General features: G+C 68.6%; 15 protein-coding genes. 4 read left to right on the top strand and 11 right to left on the bottom strand.

Annotated features, from left to right (window positions below; genetic code table 11):
- Positions 1-98 precede the first annotated feature (98 nt).
- Both H977_RS0106140 and H977_RS0106135 read left to right on the top strand, forming a co-directional pair.
- The gene (locus tag H977_RS0106140; RefSeq protein WP_029107023.1) at positions 99-1,541 is read left to right on the top strand and encodes an APC family permease; all 1,443 of its coding nucleotides are present in this window, start codon (positions 99-101) and stop codon (positions 1,539-1,541) included.
- A 112-nt stretch (positions 1,542-1,653) separates the two neighbouring features.
- A complete protein-coding gene (locus H977_RS0106135) occupies positions 1,654-2,688 on the top strand; it encodes a PucR family transcriptional regulator (RefSeq protein ID WP_029107022.1) in 1,035 nt (344 codons plus the stop codon).
- Between the two features lie 21 nt (positions 2,689-2,709).
- On the opposite strand, the gene tsaD is transcribed toward H977_RS0106135, so the two are convergent.
- From tsaD to pdxR, 10 genes are all read right to left on the bottom strand, one after another.
- Positions 2,710-3,744 (bottom strand): tRNA (adenosine(37)-N6)-threonylcarbamoyltransferase complex transferase subunit TsaD, encoded by a 1,035-nt coding sequence (gene tsaD / locus H977_RS0106130; RefSeq protein ID WP_029107021.1) that lies wholly within the window; start codon positions 3,742-3,744, stop codon positions 2,710-2,712.
- Positions 3,741-4,202, bottom strand: coding sequence for a ribosomal protein S18-alanine N-acetyltransferase (gene rimI / locus H977_RS0106125; RefSeq protein ID WP_029107020.1), 462 nt, complete (start codon positions 4,200-4,202; stop codon positions 3,741-3,743). Before rimI ends, tsaD begins: the two co-directional genes overlap by 4 nt.
- A complete protein-coding gene (gene tsaB / locus H977_RS0106120; RefSeq protein ID WP_029107019.1) occupies positions 4,199-4,837 on the bottom strand; it encodes a tRNA (adenosine(37)-N6)-threonylcarbamoyltransferase complex dimerization subunit type 1 TsaB in 639 nt (212 codons plus the stop codon). The genes rimI and tsaB overlap by 4 nt, the downstream gene beginning before the upstream one ends.
- Complete coding sequence (gene tsaE, locus H977_RS0106115) at positions 4,834-5,301, bottom strand: tRNA (adenosine(37)-N6)-threonylcarbamoyltransferase complex ATPase subunit type 1 TsaE (protein WP_029107018.1); 468 nt, start codon at positions 5,299-5,301, stop codon at positions 4,834-4,836. The genes tsaB and tsaE overlap by 4 nt, the downstream gene beginning before the upstream one ends.
- A complete protein-coding gene (locus H977_RS0106110) occupies positions 5,294-6,382 on the bottom strand; it encodes an alpha/beta fold hydrolase (RefSeq protein ID WP_029107017.1) in 1,089 nt (362 codons plus the stop codon). The genes tsaE and H977_RS0106110 overlap by 8 nt, the downstream gene beginning before the upstream one ends.
- Positions 6,379-7,548, bottom strand: a complete 1,170-nt coding sequence (gene alr, locus H977_RS0106105) for an alanine racemase (RefSeq protein WP_029107016.1) — start codon at positions 7,546-7,548, stop codon at positions 6,379-6,381. The genes H977_RS0106110 and alr overlap by 4 nt, the downstream gene beginning before the upstream one ends.
- A 47-nt stretch (positions 7,549-7,595) precedes the next feature.
- Positions 7,596-8,231: an AAA family ATPase gene (locus H977_RS0106100; protein ID WP_029107015.1), complete on the bottom strand. Its 636-nt coding sequence runs from the start codon at positions 8,229-8,231 to the stop codon at positions 7,596-7,598.
- Positions 8,232-8,241: 10 nt separating this feature from the next.
- Positions 8,242-9,624 (bottom strand): glutamate decarboxylase, encoded by a 1,383-nt coding sequence (gad, locus tag H977_RS0106095; protein ID WP_029107014.1) that lies wholly within the window; start codon positions 9,622-9,624, stop codon positions 8,242-8,244.
- Positions 9,625-9,653: 29 nt separating this feature from the next.
- Positions 9,654-11,066 (bottom strand): NAD(P)H-hydrate dehydratase, encoded by a 1,413-nt coding sequence (locus H977_RS0106090; RefSeq protein ID WP_029107013.1) that lies wholly within the window; start codon positions 11,064-11,066, stop codon positions 9,654-9,656.
- Positions 11,067-11,191: 125 nt separating this feature from the next.
- A complete protein-coding gene (gene pdxR / locus H977_RS0106085; RefSeq protein ID WP_036475210.1) occupies positions 11,192-12,604 on the bottom strand; it encodes a MocR-like pyridoxine biosynthesis transcription factor PdxR in 1,413 nt (470 codons plus the stop codon).
- Positions 12,605-12,670: 66 nt separating this feature from the next.
- Here pdxR and H977_RS0106080 point away from each other — a divergent pair, with 66 nt between their 5' ends.
- Positions 12,671-13,654 carry a DMT family transporter gene (locus tag H977_RS0106080; RefSeq protein ID WP_029107011.1) on the top strand — a complete coding sequence of 328 codons (984 nt, stop codon included), beginning with the start codon at positions 12,671-12,673 and terminating at the stop codon, positions 13,652-13,654.
- On the opposite strand, the gene H977_RS34720 is transcribed toward H977_RS0106080, so the two are convergent.
- The gene (locus H977_RS34720) at positions 13,540-14,190 is read right to left on the bottom strand and encodes a TetR/AcrR family transcriptional regulator C-terminal domain-containing protein (RefSeq protein WP_231395885.1); all 651 of its coding nucleotides are present in this window, start codon (positions 14,188-14,190) and stop codon (positions 13,540-13,542) included. The two genes, H977_RS0106080 and H977_RS34720, sit on opposite strands and share 115 nt — an antisense overlap.
- 63 nt (positions 14,191-14,253) lie before the next feature.
- On the opposite strand from H977_RS34720, the gene H977_RS0106070 reads away from it, so the two are divergent.
- Entirely contained in the window at positions 14,254-15,213 is a 960-nt protein-coding gene (locus H977_RS0106070; protein WP_029107009.1) for a PDR/VanB family oxidoreductase, read from the top strand.
- Positions 15,214-15,215 lie beyond the last annotated feature (2 nt).

The following is a 15,215-nucleotide window of genomic DNA, read 5'->3' as shown; positions in this document are numbered from 1 at the left end:
ATCGACTGCGCTGGCGGAGCGGCCCGTGGTTCTCGCAAACTTGCCCCGGACTTCACCCGGCCGCCACCTGCGACCGGCAGTTAGGAGGAATCAACCCAATGACCGAGGTTGTCAACGCGGGCCACCAGCCCACACCTGATACGACATCGGACGACCGTCCGGCCAAACTGCGCGGGCACCTCGGTGTGCCCGCCATCGTGCTGATGGTCGTGGCCGCCTCGGCGCCGCTGTCGACCATCGGCGGCAACGTGCCGATCGCGATGGCGTTGGGCAACACCACCGGCATCCCGGTCGCCTTCATCGTCGCCGGTGTCATCTTCGGACTGTTCGCGGCCAGCTTCATCGCGATGTCCAAGTACGTCACCGACGCCGGCGCCTTCTACGCCTACATTCGTGAGTCGCTCGGCCGGGCGGCCGGTACCGGGGCCGCCGTGCTGGCACTGCCGGCCTACATGGCGACCCTGATCGCGGTGGCCGCCTACGACGGCGTCATCCTCAACGAACTCATCACGCGGTTCGGTGGTCCCGACCTCCCCTGGTGGCTGCTGACCGGGCTGGTACTGGCGGCCGTCGCCTGGCTCGGGTACCGCGACATCGACCTCAGCGCCAAGGTGCTCGGTGTCTTCCTGGTGTCCGAGGTCGCGATCCTCATGGTGGTCGACCTCGTCATCGTGGTGCGCGGCGGCGAGCACGGCCTCACCGGCGACTCGTTCACGCCGCAGGGCATCGCCGGTGGATTCGGCATCGCGCTGCTGTACGCCCTGTGGGGATTCGTGGGTGTCGAGGCGACCGCGGTCTTCCGGGACGAGGCCAAGGACCCCGATCGCACGGTGCCCCGGGCCACCTACTGGGCGGTGGGCATCGTCGCGGTCTTCTACGCCTTCACCAGCTGGGCTCTCGTCGAGGGCAACGGCGGGCACGATGCCATCCAGCTGGCCACCGACGACCCCGACAACTTCATGGTGAACACCGCGGGCAAGTACCTCGGCATGGTCGGCCGTGATCTGAACACCATCCTGTGGTCGGTCAGTGTCTTCGCGTGTGCCCTCGCGTTCCACAACATCGCGTCGCGGTACGCGTTCGTGCTGGGACAGAGCGGTGTGTTCCCGAAGAAGATCGGCAAGGTGCACGAGCGTCACGGCTCTCCGTCGAACGCCTCGCTGGTCATCACCGTGGCGTCGTTCGTGGTGATGGGTATCTGCGCCGCGCTGCAGCTGGACCCGGTGTTGCAGATCTTCGGACCGGGCGGCGGCCTGGGCATCCTGGCCCTGGCACTCCTGTGGCTGCTGACCACGATCTCGGTGGTGCTCTTCTTCGTCCGGCGCGGCAACTCGACCGGCAAGGTGGTGCTGGCCTCGTTCGCGACGCTCGCCCTGGCGGCGGCCCTGGTGCTGGTGGTGTCCAACCTGACATTGGTGGTCGGTGGCACTCCCACCCTGGCGGCGATCTTCGGTGTGATGCCGCTGGTGTTCTTCGGAGTCGGCATGCTGCTGAGCCGACGGTCCACCGGGGAGCTGGCCTCGATAACGTCGGTCGGCTGAACAACCCCCGGCGTCGGTGGCCACCTGCCGGGCAGGTGGTCACCGACGCGACTGGTCGCTGATACCGTCGGCTTCGACGCACCGCCGAGCAGTTGATCAGAAGGGAAGCGGCATGTCCGAGGACTCGTCGCTGAACGTGGCGGCGGTCTTGACGATTCCACCCTTGGATCAGGGTTCGGTGGTCGCCGGCCACCGCGGACTGGCCCGCGAGGTCCGCTGGGTGGACATCATCCACGCACCCGCCGAGGACTTCGTCCGGCCCGGCGATCTGGTGCTGACCACCGGCGCCGACATCCACCAGCCGGGTGTGCGCGAATTCCTTGTCTCCCTGGTGGCCTCACCGGCCGCCGGCGTGGTGCTCAGCCCTCCCCCCGACGTAGATGCGCACGATCTCCTCGAGCTGATGATCCCCCTCGCCGATCGGCATGCGTGCCCATTTGTGCTGCTGCCCTGGGAGATTGCCTTCGCCGACGTCCAGAAGACACTGCTGCCCCTGGTCAGCCCGTCCCCGCGGGACACCCGGGTGCAGATGGTCATCGGGCGCCGCGTGCGCGACGAGCCGCAGTGGAGCGAGGCCGCCGACAGGTTCGCCAATGCGCTGCACGAATTGGCCCTCGCCGCCGGCCTGACTGTCACGTCGTCGGTCACCGACGACCTCGTGATGAGCCATTTCTCTTCGGCCCCAACGGAATCGACGGTATCCGGGTTGGTCGATTCGGCACAGCGGCTCAGCGCGCTTCCCGAAGGTGTCGTGACGTGGGCGCTGCTGGCGCCCGCACACGGCCATTCGGTCACCGTCGCCGCACCGGTATCGCCATCGCTGCCCGAAGGCCCCGCCGGTCCGATGCAGTTCGCCGAGGTGCTCCGCCAGCACCCGCGCAGCATGGCCACCATCCTGCAAACGCTGCAGCCACTCGTCGACTACGACAAGACCCGGCGTGGACAACTCGTGCACACCTTGGAGATCCTGCTCGACGAGGCCACCAACACCAGTGCGGCGGCGCGGGCGCTGTTCCTCAACCGGCACTCGCTGCTGTACCGGATCAAGCTCATCGAGGAACTCACCGGGCTGTCACTCAAGAACCCCGCCGACCGTTTCCAGCTGGAGGTCAGCGTGCGGGTTCACCAGATCAACCAGGCGCACTGATCAGCGCGCCTTCCTACCTGCTCACGCCACCTGGCCCTTGACCACCGGCAGGCCGGGATCGCTTGCCACATCCAGCGGTGAGGGTGCCGCACCGGCCGCGATGAGGTGCGCCGCGAACGAGGCGATCATGGCGCCGTTGTCGGTGCACAGCCGTGGCCGCGGCACCCGCAGGGTCAGGCCGGCCGCCGCGCAGCGTTCCTCGGCGAGTTCGCGCAGCCGGGAGTTGGCGGCCACCCCACCGGCGATCAGCAGGGTGGAGACGCCCAGGTCGGTGGCCGCGCGCACGGCCTTCGCGGTCAGCACATCGGCGACCGCTTCCTGGAAGCCGGCCGCCACATCCGCCTGCGCTGCTTCCGGGTTCGCTTCCACGTAGCGGGCCACCGCGGTCTTCAGTCCCGAGAAGCTGAACACGTAGGGATCATCCCGCGGCCCGGTCATCCCGCGCGGGAACACGATGGCGTCGCGGTCTCCGGTGCGGGCCAGCTCGTCGAGCACGCGACCGCCCGGATAACCCAGCCCCAGCAGCCGGGCCACCTTGTCGTAGGCCTCGCCGGCGGCGTCGTCGACAGTGCTACCGAGCTCGATGATCGGCTCGCCCAGCGACCGGACATGCAGCAGATGCGTGTGCCCGCCCGAGACCAGCAGGCCCACGCTCTCGGGCAGTGGCCCATGGTCGTACACGTCGGCGGCCAAATGCCCGCCCAGGTGGTTGACGCCGTAGAACGGGACGTTCCAGCCGGCCGCATAGGCCTTCGCGGCGGCCACCCCCACCAACAGCGCCCCGGCCAGTCCCGGCCCGATGGTCGCGGCGACGACGTCGGGCCGCTCGATTCCGGCGGCGTCGAGGGCCCGGCGCATGGTCGGCCCGAGCGCCTCCAAGTGCGCGCGCGACGCGATCTCGGGGACGACGCCGCCGTAGCGGGCATGCTCGTCGACACTGGAGGCGACTTCGTCGGCCAACAGAGAGACAGTCGGCAGGCCGCTGTCATCGATCGCGAGGTCGGCGATACCGACTCCGGTTTCGTCACAAGAACTTTCGATGGCCAGGATGATCACGTCGGGTTCCCTTGGGGAAGGCGTTGCATGGTGTAGGCATCGGCCCCGCTGGCGCGGTAGTACCGCTTGCGCAGCCCGATGTTGACGAATCCGACGCTCTCGTACAGCGCGATGGCTGCTTCGTTGTCGGTGCGGACTTCCAGGAAAACCGTTCCGCCGGAAGCGAAGTCGAGCAGATCGCTCAGCAGCCGACGCCCGATCCCCTGGCCCTGGAAGTCGGGGTCCACGCCGATGGTGTGGATCTCGTACTCGTAGGGGCGCATTCGGCCCAGCCGGGAGATACCGGCATAGCCCACCAGCACGCCGTCGCTGCGGGCCGCGATGTAGCGATTGTGCTTGGCGTCGAGCTCGGCCAGGAACGCCCGGGCCGGCCACGGATCGTCACCGGCGAACAACTTGGCCTCAAGCTCGGCGCACCGCGTGGCGTCGGCCCGGGTCAGCGCGTCCAACACGGTCATTTGCGCACCGCCGCAGAGGGTTTCGCGTCAGGACGGCGCAGGTACAGCGGAACCAGCGGTTGCGGATCACCCCAATCGGTGACGACGCGTACCAGCCCCGCCGGTGTCGGATACGCCACCTCGATCGGGGGCAGGTCGAACAGCGCGGCGTGCTCGGGCGAACCGGCCACCGCGGCAACGGAAGTCTGCAGTACGGACGCCACATCGGCGGGCGCGTTGACCGACGGGCCGTCCACCCGGACCCCATCGCGGTAGTGCGCCCAGTACACCTCGCGGCGTCGCGCGTCGGTGACCACCAACACGTCGCCGTCGGTGTGGATACCGATGGCATCCAGGCTGCACACCCCGTGTACCGGAACGCCCAGCGCATGGCCGAACGCCGCGGCACTGGCCATCCCGACCCGAAGGCCGGTGAACGGGCCCGGTCCGCACCCGACGACGACGGCGTCGAGATCGGCAACCGAGATCCCGGCATCGGACACGGCGCCCAGCACATTCGGCGTGAGCTGTTCGGCGTGGGCGCGGGCGTCCACGGTCACCCGTTCGGCAAGGGTCTCCACCGTGCCGTCCTCGGCACGACGGACCACGCCGGCGCTGACCGCAGGCGTCGCGGTGTCGATCGTCAACACGTTCATGGGGCGCTCCACTGCCAGATCACCGTGCGCGTCTCGGTTTCGGTGTCACGCTCGATGCGGATGTCCAGGTGATGGTCGGAAAGCCGTTCGGCCAAGCCCTCGCCCCACTCGACCACCACCACGGCGTCGTCCAGATCGGTGTCGAGATCGAGCGCGTCGAGCTCACCCAACAGATCGACGCCGGGGTGATCCAGCAGCCGGTACATGTCGACATGCACCATCGCCGGACGGCCGGCCTGCCGGGCGCGGTGCACCCGGGCCAGCACGAACGTCGGCGAAACCACCGGACCGTCCACATCCATGGCCTGCGCGATGCCCTTGGCCATCACGGTCTTGCCTGCGCCCAAGGGACCCGACAGCACGACCACGTCGCCGGCCTTCAGCCCGGAACCGAGCGTGGCGCCCAGGGCGATGGTGTCCTCGGTGGTGGCCAGTTGAGCCGTGCCGGCGCTGCGCTCAGCCACGGAACCGGACCCGGTCGCGGACCCGGCGGGTCAGGGAGACCAGCTTGGAGGGAGTGGCCCGCTCCACCAGACGGACCAGTGCATCGTCGATCACCACGGGCTCCTCAAGCTGGACCAGATGGCCCGCTCCCCCGACGATCACCAGTTCGGAGCGGGGTAGCTGTGCGGCCATGGCCTTTGAGTATTCCATTGGGGTGAGCAGATCCCGGTCACCGCAGGCGATCAGGGTCGGCACCTTCACCAGCACCCGCAGTGCCGCGGCCTCGTCGTGGACCTCGAGAGCGTGGAGGAACTCGACCAGCGTGGTGATCGAGGTGCCGTGCATCATCCGCTCGGAGAACTCGACCACACTCGGGCTGACGGCCTCGTCGCCATAGGACGCGGCGCGCAGCACCGGACCGATCACCGAGCGGGCCGCACCGCGGGTGTGATGCACTGCGCCGGGCGCATAGCGGGCCACGAACCGCACCGCCTCCAGCGCCGGGTTACGCAGGATCTCCCCGAGAGGGGAGCGGGCCACACCTTCGACCGCCGACGAGATCACCGCGGCGCCCACGATCTGTTTCGGATAGCGATGAGGGAACTGACGTGCGTGCGAGAGCACCGTCATGCCGCCCATCGAGTGGCCGACGAGCACCGCGGGTCCACGCGGAACCGTCACGGCCAGAACGGCTTCCAGATCACGGCCCAGTTGCTCGACGGTGTAGGTGTCCGGCGATGCCGCTCCGGACTGGCCGTGACCCCGCTGGTCGTAGAACACCATCCGCACCTGCGGACCCCACTGCTCGGCCAGCCGGGTGCGCTGAAAGTAGAAGGCGCCCATGCGCAGACAGAAACCGTGCGCGAACACCACCGTCAACGGCGCGTCGTTGGGGCCGACCTCACGCACTGCCAGTGGCACCCCGTCCTCGGTGGTCACCACCGAGCTGCGGTCGGCATCGAGCCGTTCGAAATCCTCACCGAGGTAGGGATCCTCGCCCGCGCGACGCCGGGTCAGTGACCGCGCCACGGACCGGCCCGCCACCGTGCCCACGGCAGTCAGCCCGGCGGCGCCAGCCAGCCACTGAGCATTGCGACTCAACGCCCGCGACCTGCCTGCAGATAGCTGCGGGTGATCCGGCCGCGCGGGCTGGTGACCACCTCGTAGTTGATGGTGCCGAGCAGCTCGGCCCAATCCTGGGCGGTCTGTTCACCGTAGGTGCCGGGACCGAACAGGATCGCGTCGTCACCTTCGGTGACGTCGTTGGCGTCCGGTCCGAGGTCGACGACGAACTGGTCCATACAGATCCGTCCGACCGCCCGACGGCGCCGGCCGTTGATGAGCACCTCGATCTTGCCGCTCAACGAGCGGAAGATTCCGTCGGCGTAGCCCACCGGCAGCAGTGCCAGGGTGGTGTCCCGGTCGGCGATCCACCGGTGGCCGTAGGACACGCCATCACCGGCATGCACCGAACGCACCAGGGCCACAGGACATTTCAACGTCATGGCGGGTCTCAGCCCCATGTCGCCGCGCTCCGGGATGGGGCTCAGGCCGTACACCGCGATCCCGGGCCGCACCATGTCGAACGCCAGATCCGGACGGGTCATGGCCGCAGGCGAATTGGACAGATGCGCCAGCTCGAACACCACGCCCTGGGCGGCGGCCTGCTCCCGCATCGTGATGAGGCGTTTGCCCTGCAGATCGTTGAACGGATTGTCGGGCTCGTCCCCGTGAACCAGGTGACTCATGATGCCGCGCACCTGGATCGCGCCCTCGGCCTGGGCGCGGCCCATCGCGGCGATCACCTCGGGGTAATCGGCCGGGCTCACACCGTTGCGGCTCAGGCCGGTGTCAACCTTCACCGTGACGGTCGCGGGGCGCCCGGTCTGCCGCACGGCCGCCACCAGGTCGTCGAGCTGGCGCACCGAGGACACCGCGATCTGCACATCGGCTTCGAGTGCGGGCGTGAAGTCGGTGCCCGGCGGATGCAGCCAGCACAGCACCGGGGCGGTGATCCCGCCGGCCCGCAGTGCCACCGCCTCGGCGATCGTCACGACCCCGAGTTCGGCGGCCCCGGCGGCCAGCGCGGCCCGGCCCACCTCGACGGCGCCGTGCCCATACCCGTCGGCTTTGACCACGACCATCACCCGGGCGCTGCCGGCATGTTCACGCAGCAGGCGGACGTTGTGGTCGATCGCGCCGAGATCCACCACTGCCTGCGGCGAGGCGTGTGGCGTCAGCGATGTCTCGAGTTCGGTCGTCTGCATGTCATATCACCGTGGTCCATTGTCCCAGAGGCAGGCTTCGGGGCAGATCACAGCCGGATGTGACGCGCGGTGACCGCCAGCCGGCGCATCCGGGCCCGGATTTCGCCGTCGGTGTTCGGCGCCAGCGTCAGCCCGGCGGTCGCGGCGATCCGGTCGGCCACCTGGGGTATTCCGACGGTGTCGGTCCAGATATGTTCGGCGAACTCCGGCCTCGACAGGCTTTCGAGACCACGGTCGAGCCGTTCGACCGCGAATGCGTCGCCCCACCGCGGGAGGTCCCGCGGTCCGCCGTGGCGCAGCAGCCGTCCGAAACCCAACCCGCGGTCGGACAGCCGCCTCAAGACCGTTTCCCGCTGCGCCAACAGTGCGAAGTGCACAACGTTGTGACCCGCGTCGCGCAGGCGACCGACTGTCTCGGCAAAGTAGCTCGGCTCGAAGACGGTCATCGGTGCGATGACCGGCCCGTCATACCGCCGCAAGGTGTGGTCCAGCACCTCGAAAACCCCTTGCCGCCAGGCCGGAAAGTCCTGAAAATCCCTGCGCAGCTCGCGCGGCATCGTCCGGTGCAGGCCATATCCGACGAATTCGGGGTCGCAGACCACGCTGCCGGCCAGGCGGCGGTTGAGTTCGTATGCGGTCTGGGTCTTTCCGACCCCGAACGGTCCATTGATCCACAGCAGCATGCCGCCGACGCTAGTGCGCGAACGGCTGCAGGTCGTCGAACGCCCCGCGCGGTTTGAGCTTGTCGAGCCGGCCGAGCACGGTAATCATGTCGTCCTTGAGCGCCCGGGCCAGATCCGCGGAGAAACCCTCACGCACGACAACGCGCAGCACCACGACGTCGGTGGCGCCCTCGGGCATGGTGTACGCCGGGACCTGCCAGCCGAAGGAGCGCAACCCCTCGGACACATCGAACTCGGTGTAACCCGGATTGCCCTTCAGCTGGAAGCTGACCACCGGGATGGCCGAACCGTCGGTGATCAGCTCGAAATGCTCACTGTCCCGTAGCTCGTCGCCCAGCCAGCGCGCGGTCTGCGACAGGCACTGCATCACCTGGGTGTACCCGGCCCGTCCCAGCCGCAGGAAGTTGTAGTACTGGCCCACCACCTGATTGCCGGACCGCGAGAAGTTCAGCGTGAACGTCGGCATGTCACCGCCCAGGTAGTTGACCCGGAACACGAGATCCTCGGGCAGGTGCTCCTTGCCACGCCACACCACGAAGCCGATGCCCGGGTAGGTCAACCCGTACTTGTGGCCGCTGACGTTGATCGACACCACGCGCGGCAGCCGGAAGTCCCACTCCAGGTCGGGGTGCAGGAACGGGACGACGAATCCGCCGCTGGCCGCGTCGACGTGCACGGGGATGTCGAGGCCCTTGTCTTGAACGAGAGTGTCGAGCGCCGCGCAGATCTCGGCGATCGGTTCCAGTTCACCGGTGTAAGTGGTGCCCAGGATGGCCACCACGCCGATGGTGTCCTCGTCGACCGCGTCGAGCACCTGCTCAGGGGTGATGACGTAACGGTCCTCGGTCATCGGGAGGTACCGCGGCTCGACGTCGAAATAGCGGCAGAACTTCTCCCACACCACCTGGACGTTGGAACCCATCACCAGGTTGGGCGTGCGCCCCTTCCAGTCTTTTCCGACCTTTTCGCGCCACCGCCACTTGAGCGCGAGCCCGCCCAGCATCACCGCCTCGCTGGATCCGATCGTGGAGACTCCGCACGCGCTGGACGGATCGTCGTCCCGCAGATCTTCGGCGTGGAAAAGGTCGGCGACCATGCTCACGCAGCGCGCTTCGATCGCCGCGGTGGCGGGGTACTCATCCTTGTCGATCATGTTCTTGTCGAACGTCTCGGCCATGAGCTTCTCGGCCTCCGGGTCCATCCACGTGGTGACGAACGTCGCCAAGTTCAACCGGGAGCTGCCGTCGAGCATGAGCTCGTCGTGGATGAACCGGTACGCCGCTTGCGGATCCATGGCCTCGTCGGGCAGACGCAGCGACGGGACCGGCGCCATCGCCAACCGGCCGGTGTAGGCCGGTGAGATGTGCGGGGCGCGATGGTGCTTGTGCGACATGGCAAGTCCTTTTCGTTGCGGCGAACTGGTTACAGCGAGGCGATGGCGGCGCGGACGTGGGCGAGGATGCGCGACGCCGAGGTGGGCGCCGGGCTCGGGCCGGGATCGGCCGCCGACAGGTTGGCGGCGCGGGCGTGGACGAAGGCTGCCGCGGCGGCGGCCTCTCCGGCGGGCAGGCCGGCCGCCAGCAATGCGCCGATGATGCCCGTCAGCACATCACCGGATCCCGCTGTGGCAGCCCAGGACTGGCCGGCCGGATTGAGGTAGGTGGTGGAGTCCGGCTGGGCTATGACGGTGACATTGCCTTTGAGCAGCACCGTGACTCCGAGTCGCTGCGCCAGCTCGCGGGTGGCCGCCACTCGGTCGGCTCCGGGCGGATGGCCGGCCAGCCGCTGGAATTCGCCGGCATGCGGGGTCAGCACGGTCGGCGCGCCGCGGCCGGTGAGCGGCCCCGGATCGGCGGCGAGCATCGTGAGCCCGTCGGCGTCCACGATGACCGGAAGATCTGATTCGAGCGCGAAAACCAATGCGGCCCTCGCGGTCTCGTCGGTACCCAGGCCCGGCCCCACCGCCCAGGCCTGCACCCGGCCCGCCTCCTGCGGGGTAGGCGAGGCAATCACCTCGGGCCAATGCGAAAGCACCTGTGGTGCAGCGCTTCCCGCATAGCGGACCATGCCCGACGTGGCGGCGACCGCGGCACCGGCACTCAGCACGGCCGCACCGGGATAGGTCGACGACCCGGACAGTACGCCCGTCACGCCCTGGGTGTACTTGTCATCGTGCGGGCCCGGAATCGGCCACCGCGCCCGCACATCGGCCGCCTCGAATCCGGCGAGGTCGCTCGGCGCCAGGTCCAGTCCGATGTCGACGAGTTCGACGCGACCGCACTCCCCCAGTGCGTGAACAGGTTTGAGACCGCCGAACGTGACGGTCAGGGCGGCACGCACATGTGGGCCGTCGGCGGCGCCGGTCTGCACGTCGAGGCCGCTGGGGATGTCGACCGCCACCACGGGCACCGTGTTGGCCTCGAATACCGCCGCGGCGTTGGGGCGCAACGCACCGCGTCCGGAGATCCCGACAACGCCATCGATCACCAGATCGGTTCCGGCCGCGATGCCGGATACCACCCGGCCACCGGCGCGCCGGAATGCGGCCAGGCCCTTGGTGTGAGTTTTGTCCGGGTTGAGCAGGACGGCATCGGCCGCCGCTCCGCGACGACGTAAGAACGTCGCCGCCCACAGGGCATCGCCGCCGTTGTCGCCGGAACCCACGACCGCGCAGATTCGCCGGCCGGCGACACCACCGGTGCGCAGCTTCAGTTCGGCACCGATGGCCGTCGCCAGCCCATAGGCAGCGCGGCCCATCAGCACCCCGTCGGGCAGCGATGCCAGCAGTGGCGCCTCGGCCGCACGGATCGCATCGACCGAGTAGTAGTACCGCATCAGCTTCCGCTCCGCTCGATGTGTCGTCGACTTTGCCGCGCGCCAACAGGTTACGTGCGTTTGCTGCCAGCCGTCACCGAAAGTGACACCACGGCTGCTACCGAAGCTCGGCAGCGACCCCTGTGTCACTTTCGCGCGATGCGCGCGATCGTGGCGGCGGCCTCGCGTAACCGGTCCGGTGGATGCGATGCGTATCCGAGGACCAATCCGGGCGGTCCGGGTAGCCGCCGGTGCCAGGACACCGGGTGCACGAGAACGCCGGCCTCACGCAGATCGTCGGCCAGCGCAACGTCGTCGACGCACTCAGGCAAGCTGACGAGCAGGTGCAGGCCGGCGGCGACTCCGCGCACCCTCACCCCCGGCATCGCTGCGGTCAACACGTCCAGCAGAGCATCGCGCCGGGCCCGGTGCCGCGCCCGGACCAGTCGGACATGCCGGTCGTACTCACCGGATTCCAGTAACCGCGCGAGCACCATTTGCGGCACAGTCGGGCTGCCGAGGTCGGTGGCATGCTTGGCCGCCACCAGGCCGGGCCGTCGCTGCCGCGGCGCAATCAGCCAGCCCAGACGCAGTGCGGGTGCGAGGCTCTTCGAGGTGCTGCCGGCATACGCGATGCGATCGGGCGCCGACGGATGCATGGCCGGTACGGGTGCGCGGTCATAGCGGTATTCGGCGTCGTAGTCGTCCTCGATGATCAGCTCGCCGTCCCACTCGAGCAGCTCGCGGCGCCGCTGCGGGCCGAGCACCACGCCCGTCGGGAACTGATGCGCCGGGGTCAGGAAGACGGTGGGAGCGCCAGTCGCAGACAGCTCCGTGACGGCGATGCCGTCGCCGTCGACCGGGACCGGCACCGGGCGCAATCCCCAGTACTCGAGTTCGTCGACCGCACCGCGCGAGCCGGGATCCTCAACGGCGATCGTGTCGAGCCCTTCGCCGCGCAACTGCTGGGCCAGCAGGGCAATGGCCTGCGCCACGCCCGCAACCACCAGGATGTCGTCGGGCTCGATGCGCAGCCCGCGGGTCCTGCCCAGCCACAGGGCGAGTGCCGCGCGCAACCGGGGATGACCGCGGGGATCTCCATAGCCGAGGTCGTCCGGCGTGGCCTCGGCCAGCACCGCCCGTTCGGCGCGCAGCCAGGTGCTGCGTGGAAATGCCGACAGATCGGGCACTCCCGGCGAGAGGTCGATCCCGTCACCCGCAGGCAAGCGTGGGCGGGGCAGGCGTGAGGCCGGAGGCGCCGACGTGGGCTCTGGCTGTGGCGGCCGGGCCGGCCGCGTGAGCACATAGGTGCCGCCACCCGCATGCCCGCTGACCAGACCTTCGTCGGCCAGCCGTCGGTAAGCCTCGACGACGACACCGCGGGACACCGCAAGGTCGGCGGCCAATACCCGGGTCGCGGGGAACCGGGTGCCCGGCGTCAGCCTCCCGTCGGCGATCGCACCACGCAGCTCATCCACGAGCCAGTCGGTGAGTCCGCGCGCCGGGGCAGTCGCCGGATCGAGCTGAAGAAAATCTGCGCCGACCGCATCCCGCGCCATTTGGTCCATTAGAGATGTCCAGACTTGGTTCTATTTGTTGGACCATGTTGGCCCGACGATGGTCACATGTCCAGCCCCGCCCGCGCCGGCCTGTCCGGCGCCCTCGGTATGACGTTCGTCGGCGGCAGCGTCGCCGTCTCAGGTGTCCTTGCCAACGCGCCACTGCACACCGCGCAGGCGTTGCGCTATGCCATTGCCTGCGCGCTGCTGCTGGCCTGGGTCCGGTTCACCGGCCGACCGCTGCGCCGCCCCTGCGGCAGCGAGTGGTTATGGCTACTCGGCGTCACCGTGACCGGCCTGGTGCTGTTCAACGTGGCCCTGGTGTACGGATCGCGCCACGCCGAACCGGCGGTGCTGGCCGTCGCGGTCGCGTGCGTGCCGTTGGCACTGGCGACGCTGGGACCATTGCTGGAAGGCCATCGGCCAGGGCGCCGGGTGATCGCCGCGGCCGGCGTGGTCAGCATCGGCGCCGTCATCGTCGAAGGGCTGGGCCGTGCCGACACCATCGGATTGCTCTGGGCCATAGTCGTTTTCAGCTGCGAGGCCGGCTTCACGCTGCTGGCCGTGCCGGTCCTCGACTCACACGGTCCTGCCGGAGTGTCCGTGCACACCACCTGGATGGCCGCCGCGATGTTCGGCGTGCTGGCGCTGGTAACCGAAGGACCCAGAGCGGCAGGCACTTTCGATGCCGGCGAGATCCTGGCGATCGGCTATCTGGCCGTCTGCGTGACGGCGGTCGCGTTCGTCCTCTGGTACACCTGCGTGCGCACACTGGGCGCCGGACCGGCCGGGCTACTGACCGGAGTGGCACCCATTGCCGCCGCGGCAATCGGCGTACCCGTCACCGGGACCTTGCCCACCTTGGCGGTCTGGGCCGGCATCGGGCTGATCGTTTGCGGGCTGGCACTGGGCCTGACTGACCACGGCGCCGCCGGTCAGGCGCAGCCTTCGCCGGAGCGCATGCCCGATATGAGCAGGCCCAGCCCGAACTCGAATCGCGCGCCGAAATCGAGCAGCTGCTCGACGGGACTGGACGCGAGGTGCGGATAGTCCCCGGCGCGAACCACACCTTCGAGCGTCTCGGTCTCACCGCCGGCGGCGCCCTGCTGCTCAAGAACTTCACCGAGGACGTAGCAGAAAAGTGAGCTGGCAGACCACAAGGCATGTTCCCGGACCAGACCGCCGGCCTGGATACTGCCGACGAGCGTGTCGACGAAGGTCAGGTTGGCCCGCTTGGCGGCGTAGTTGCCGCCGACGATGCGGGCTCCGTCGCGCTGCGCCAGCAGAGCCGAACGCAGGCCCGCAGCAAGGCTTTTGACGCGATCGATCCACTCCGGATGATCGGTGTCAGAGCTTTCGAGCGCCTTCGCCAGAATCGTCTCGGCCATCTCGTCCATCAGGGCGTCCTTGCCGTCGACCAGCCGGTAGATCGTCGGGAGGTGCGCCCGCAGCCGGTCGGCCAGCCGTCGCATCGTCAGCGATTCCAGCCCGCCCTCGTTGACCAGCGCCAAGGCTTCACCGACCACACGGTCCAAGGACAGGTTTGCCAGTGCCACGCGATCACGTCCAGTCGGGGCGGTTGACACGTTAACAACGTTATCATTACGCTCTGAGCTGCAATTAACACTGTTAACGCGGAAGGAGGGTGGGTGAGAAACGAACTGCCGGCCGACGGAATCGGCGTCGCGGTGCGGCAGCTGCGTTGGGAAGCCGATGGCGTGGTATCCGTGCAATTGCAGCCGCGTGCCGGTGAACTACTGCCGGCCTGGGACCCGGGCGCACACATCGACCTGGTCCTGCCGACCGGCATCCAGCGCCAATACTCGTTGTGCGGGCCGGTCGGCGAGCGATCGTACTACCGCATCGGGGTTCGGCGGGAACGCACCAGCCGCGGCGGGTCCGAGTACGTGCACGCGTTTCTGCGACCGGGACAACAACTTACGGTTGCCGGCCTGCGGAACACCTTCGAGCTGCATCCGGCCACCTCATACACATTCGTGGCCGGCGGCATCGGGATCACCCCGATACTCCCGATGATCCGTCAGGCCGAAACGTGGGGCGCGGACTGGAAACTGCTCTACGGCGGTCACACCGCGACCTCGATGCCGTTCTCGGACGAACTCCGTGGATACGGAACACGCGTGGGCTTCCATGCCTCTGACGCCGACGGTCGCATCCCTGTCGGTGAGCACTTCGCCCAGGTTCAGCCCGGGTCGAAGATTTACGCATGCGGTCCCCCGGCGCTGCTGTCGGCGCTGCAGGACGCCACCGCACACTGGCCGGCCGACAGCCTGCATCTCGAGCGCTTCAAGCCGCGCCAACGGGCCCCCGCTGCCGAAGACAAGCCGGTCGAGGTGGTGTGCGCAGCCTCGGGCAGAACCGTCAATGTCGAAGCGGGCCAGAGCATTCTCGGCGCCCTCGATGGTGCCGGGGTCAACGTGCCGTCGTCGTGCCGATCGGGTATCTGCGGTGCCTGCGAGACCGCCGTCGTCGACGGTGTACCCGACCATCGCGACGACATCCTCTCCGACTCTGAGCGCGCCGCCAACGATCGCATGTTCATCTGCGTTTCCCGGGCACAGACTCCCCGACTCGTTCTCGACGTGTGATG

It is taken from the genome of Mycobacterium sp. URHD0025 (genome assembly GCF_000426065.1).
In the GTDB taxonomy this organism is placed as follows: Bacteria; Actinomycetota; Actinomycetes; order Mycobacteriales; family Mycobacteriaceae; genus Mycobacterium.
The sequence above is the reverse complement of the archived record's forward strand: the minus strand, read 5'-3'. Positions and strand labels throughout refer to the sequence as shown.

Bases quoted from the DNA above. Each gene is read 5' to 3' on its own strand.
- H977_RS0106140 (WP_029107023.1), top strand. From the start codon at position 99: ATGACCGAGGTTGTCAACGCGGGCCACCAGCCCACACCTGATACGACA.
- H977_RS0106135 (WP_029107022.1), top strand. From the start codon at position 1,654: ATGTCCGAGGACTCGTCGCTGAACGTGGCGGCGGTCTTGACGATTCCA.
- rimI (WP_029107020.1), bottom strand. From the start codon at position 4,202: ATGACCGTGTTGGACGCGCTGACCCGGGCCGACGCCACGCGGTGCGCC.
- tsaB (WP_029107019.1), bottom strand. From the start codon at position 4,837: ATGAACGTGTTGACGATCGACACCGCGACGCCTGCGGTCAGCGCCGGC.
- alr (WP_029107016.1), bottom strand. From the start codon at position 7,548: ATGCAGACGACCGAACTCGAGACATCGCTGACGCCACACGCCTCGCCG.
- H977_RS0106100 (WP_029107015.1), bottom strand. From the start codon at position 8,231: ATGCTGCTGTGGATCAATGGACCGTTCGGGGTCGGAAAGACCCAGACC.
- gad (WP_029107014.1), bottom strand. From the start codon at position 9,624: ATGTCGCACAAGCACCATCGCGCCCCGCACATCTCACCGGCCTACACC.
- H977_RS0106090 (WP_029107013.1), bottom strand. From the start codon at position 11,066: ATGCGGTACTACTACTCGGTCGATGCGATCCGTGCGGCCGAGGCGCCA.
- pdxR (WP_036475210.1), bottom strand. From the start codon at position 12,604: ATGGCGCGGGATGCGGTCGGCGCAGATTTTCTTCAGCTCGATCCGGCG.
- H977_RS0106080 (WP_029107011.1), top strand. From the start codon at position 12,671: ATGTCCAGCCCCGCCCGCGCCGGCCTGTCCGGCGCCCTCGGTATGACG.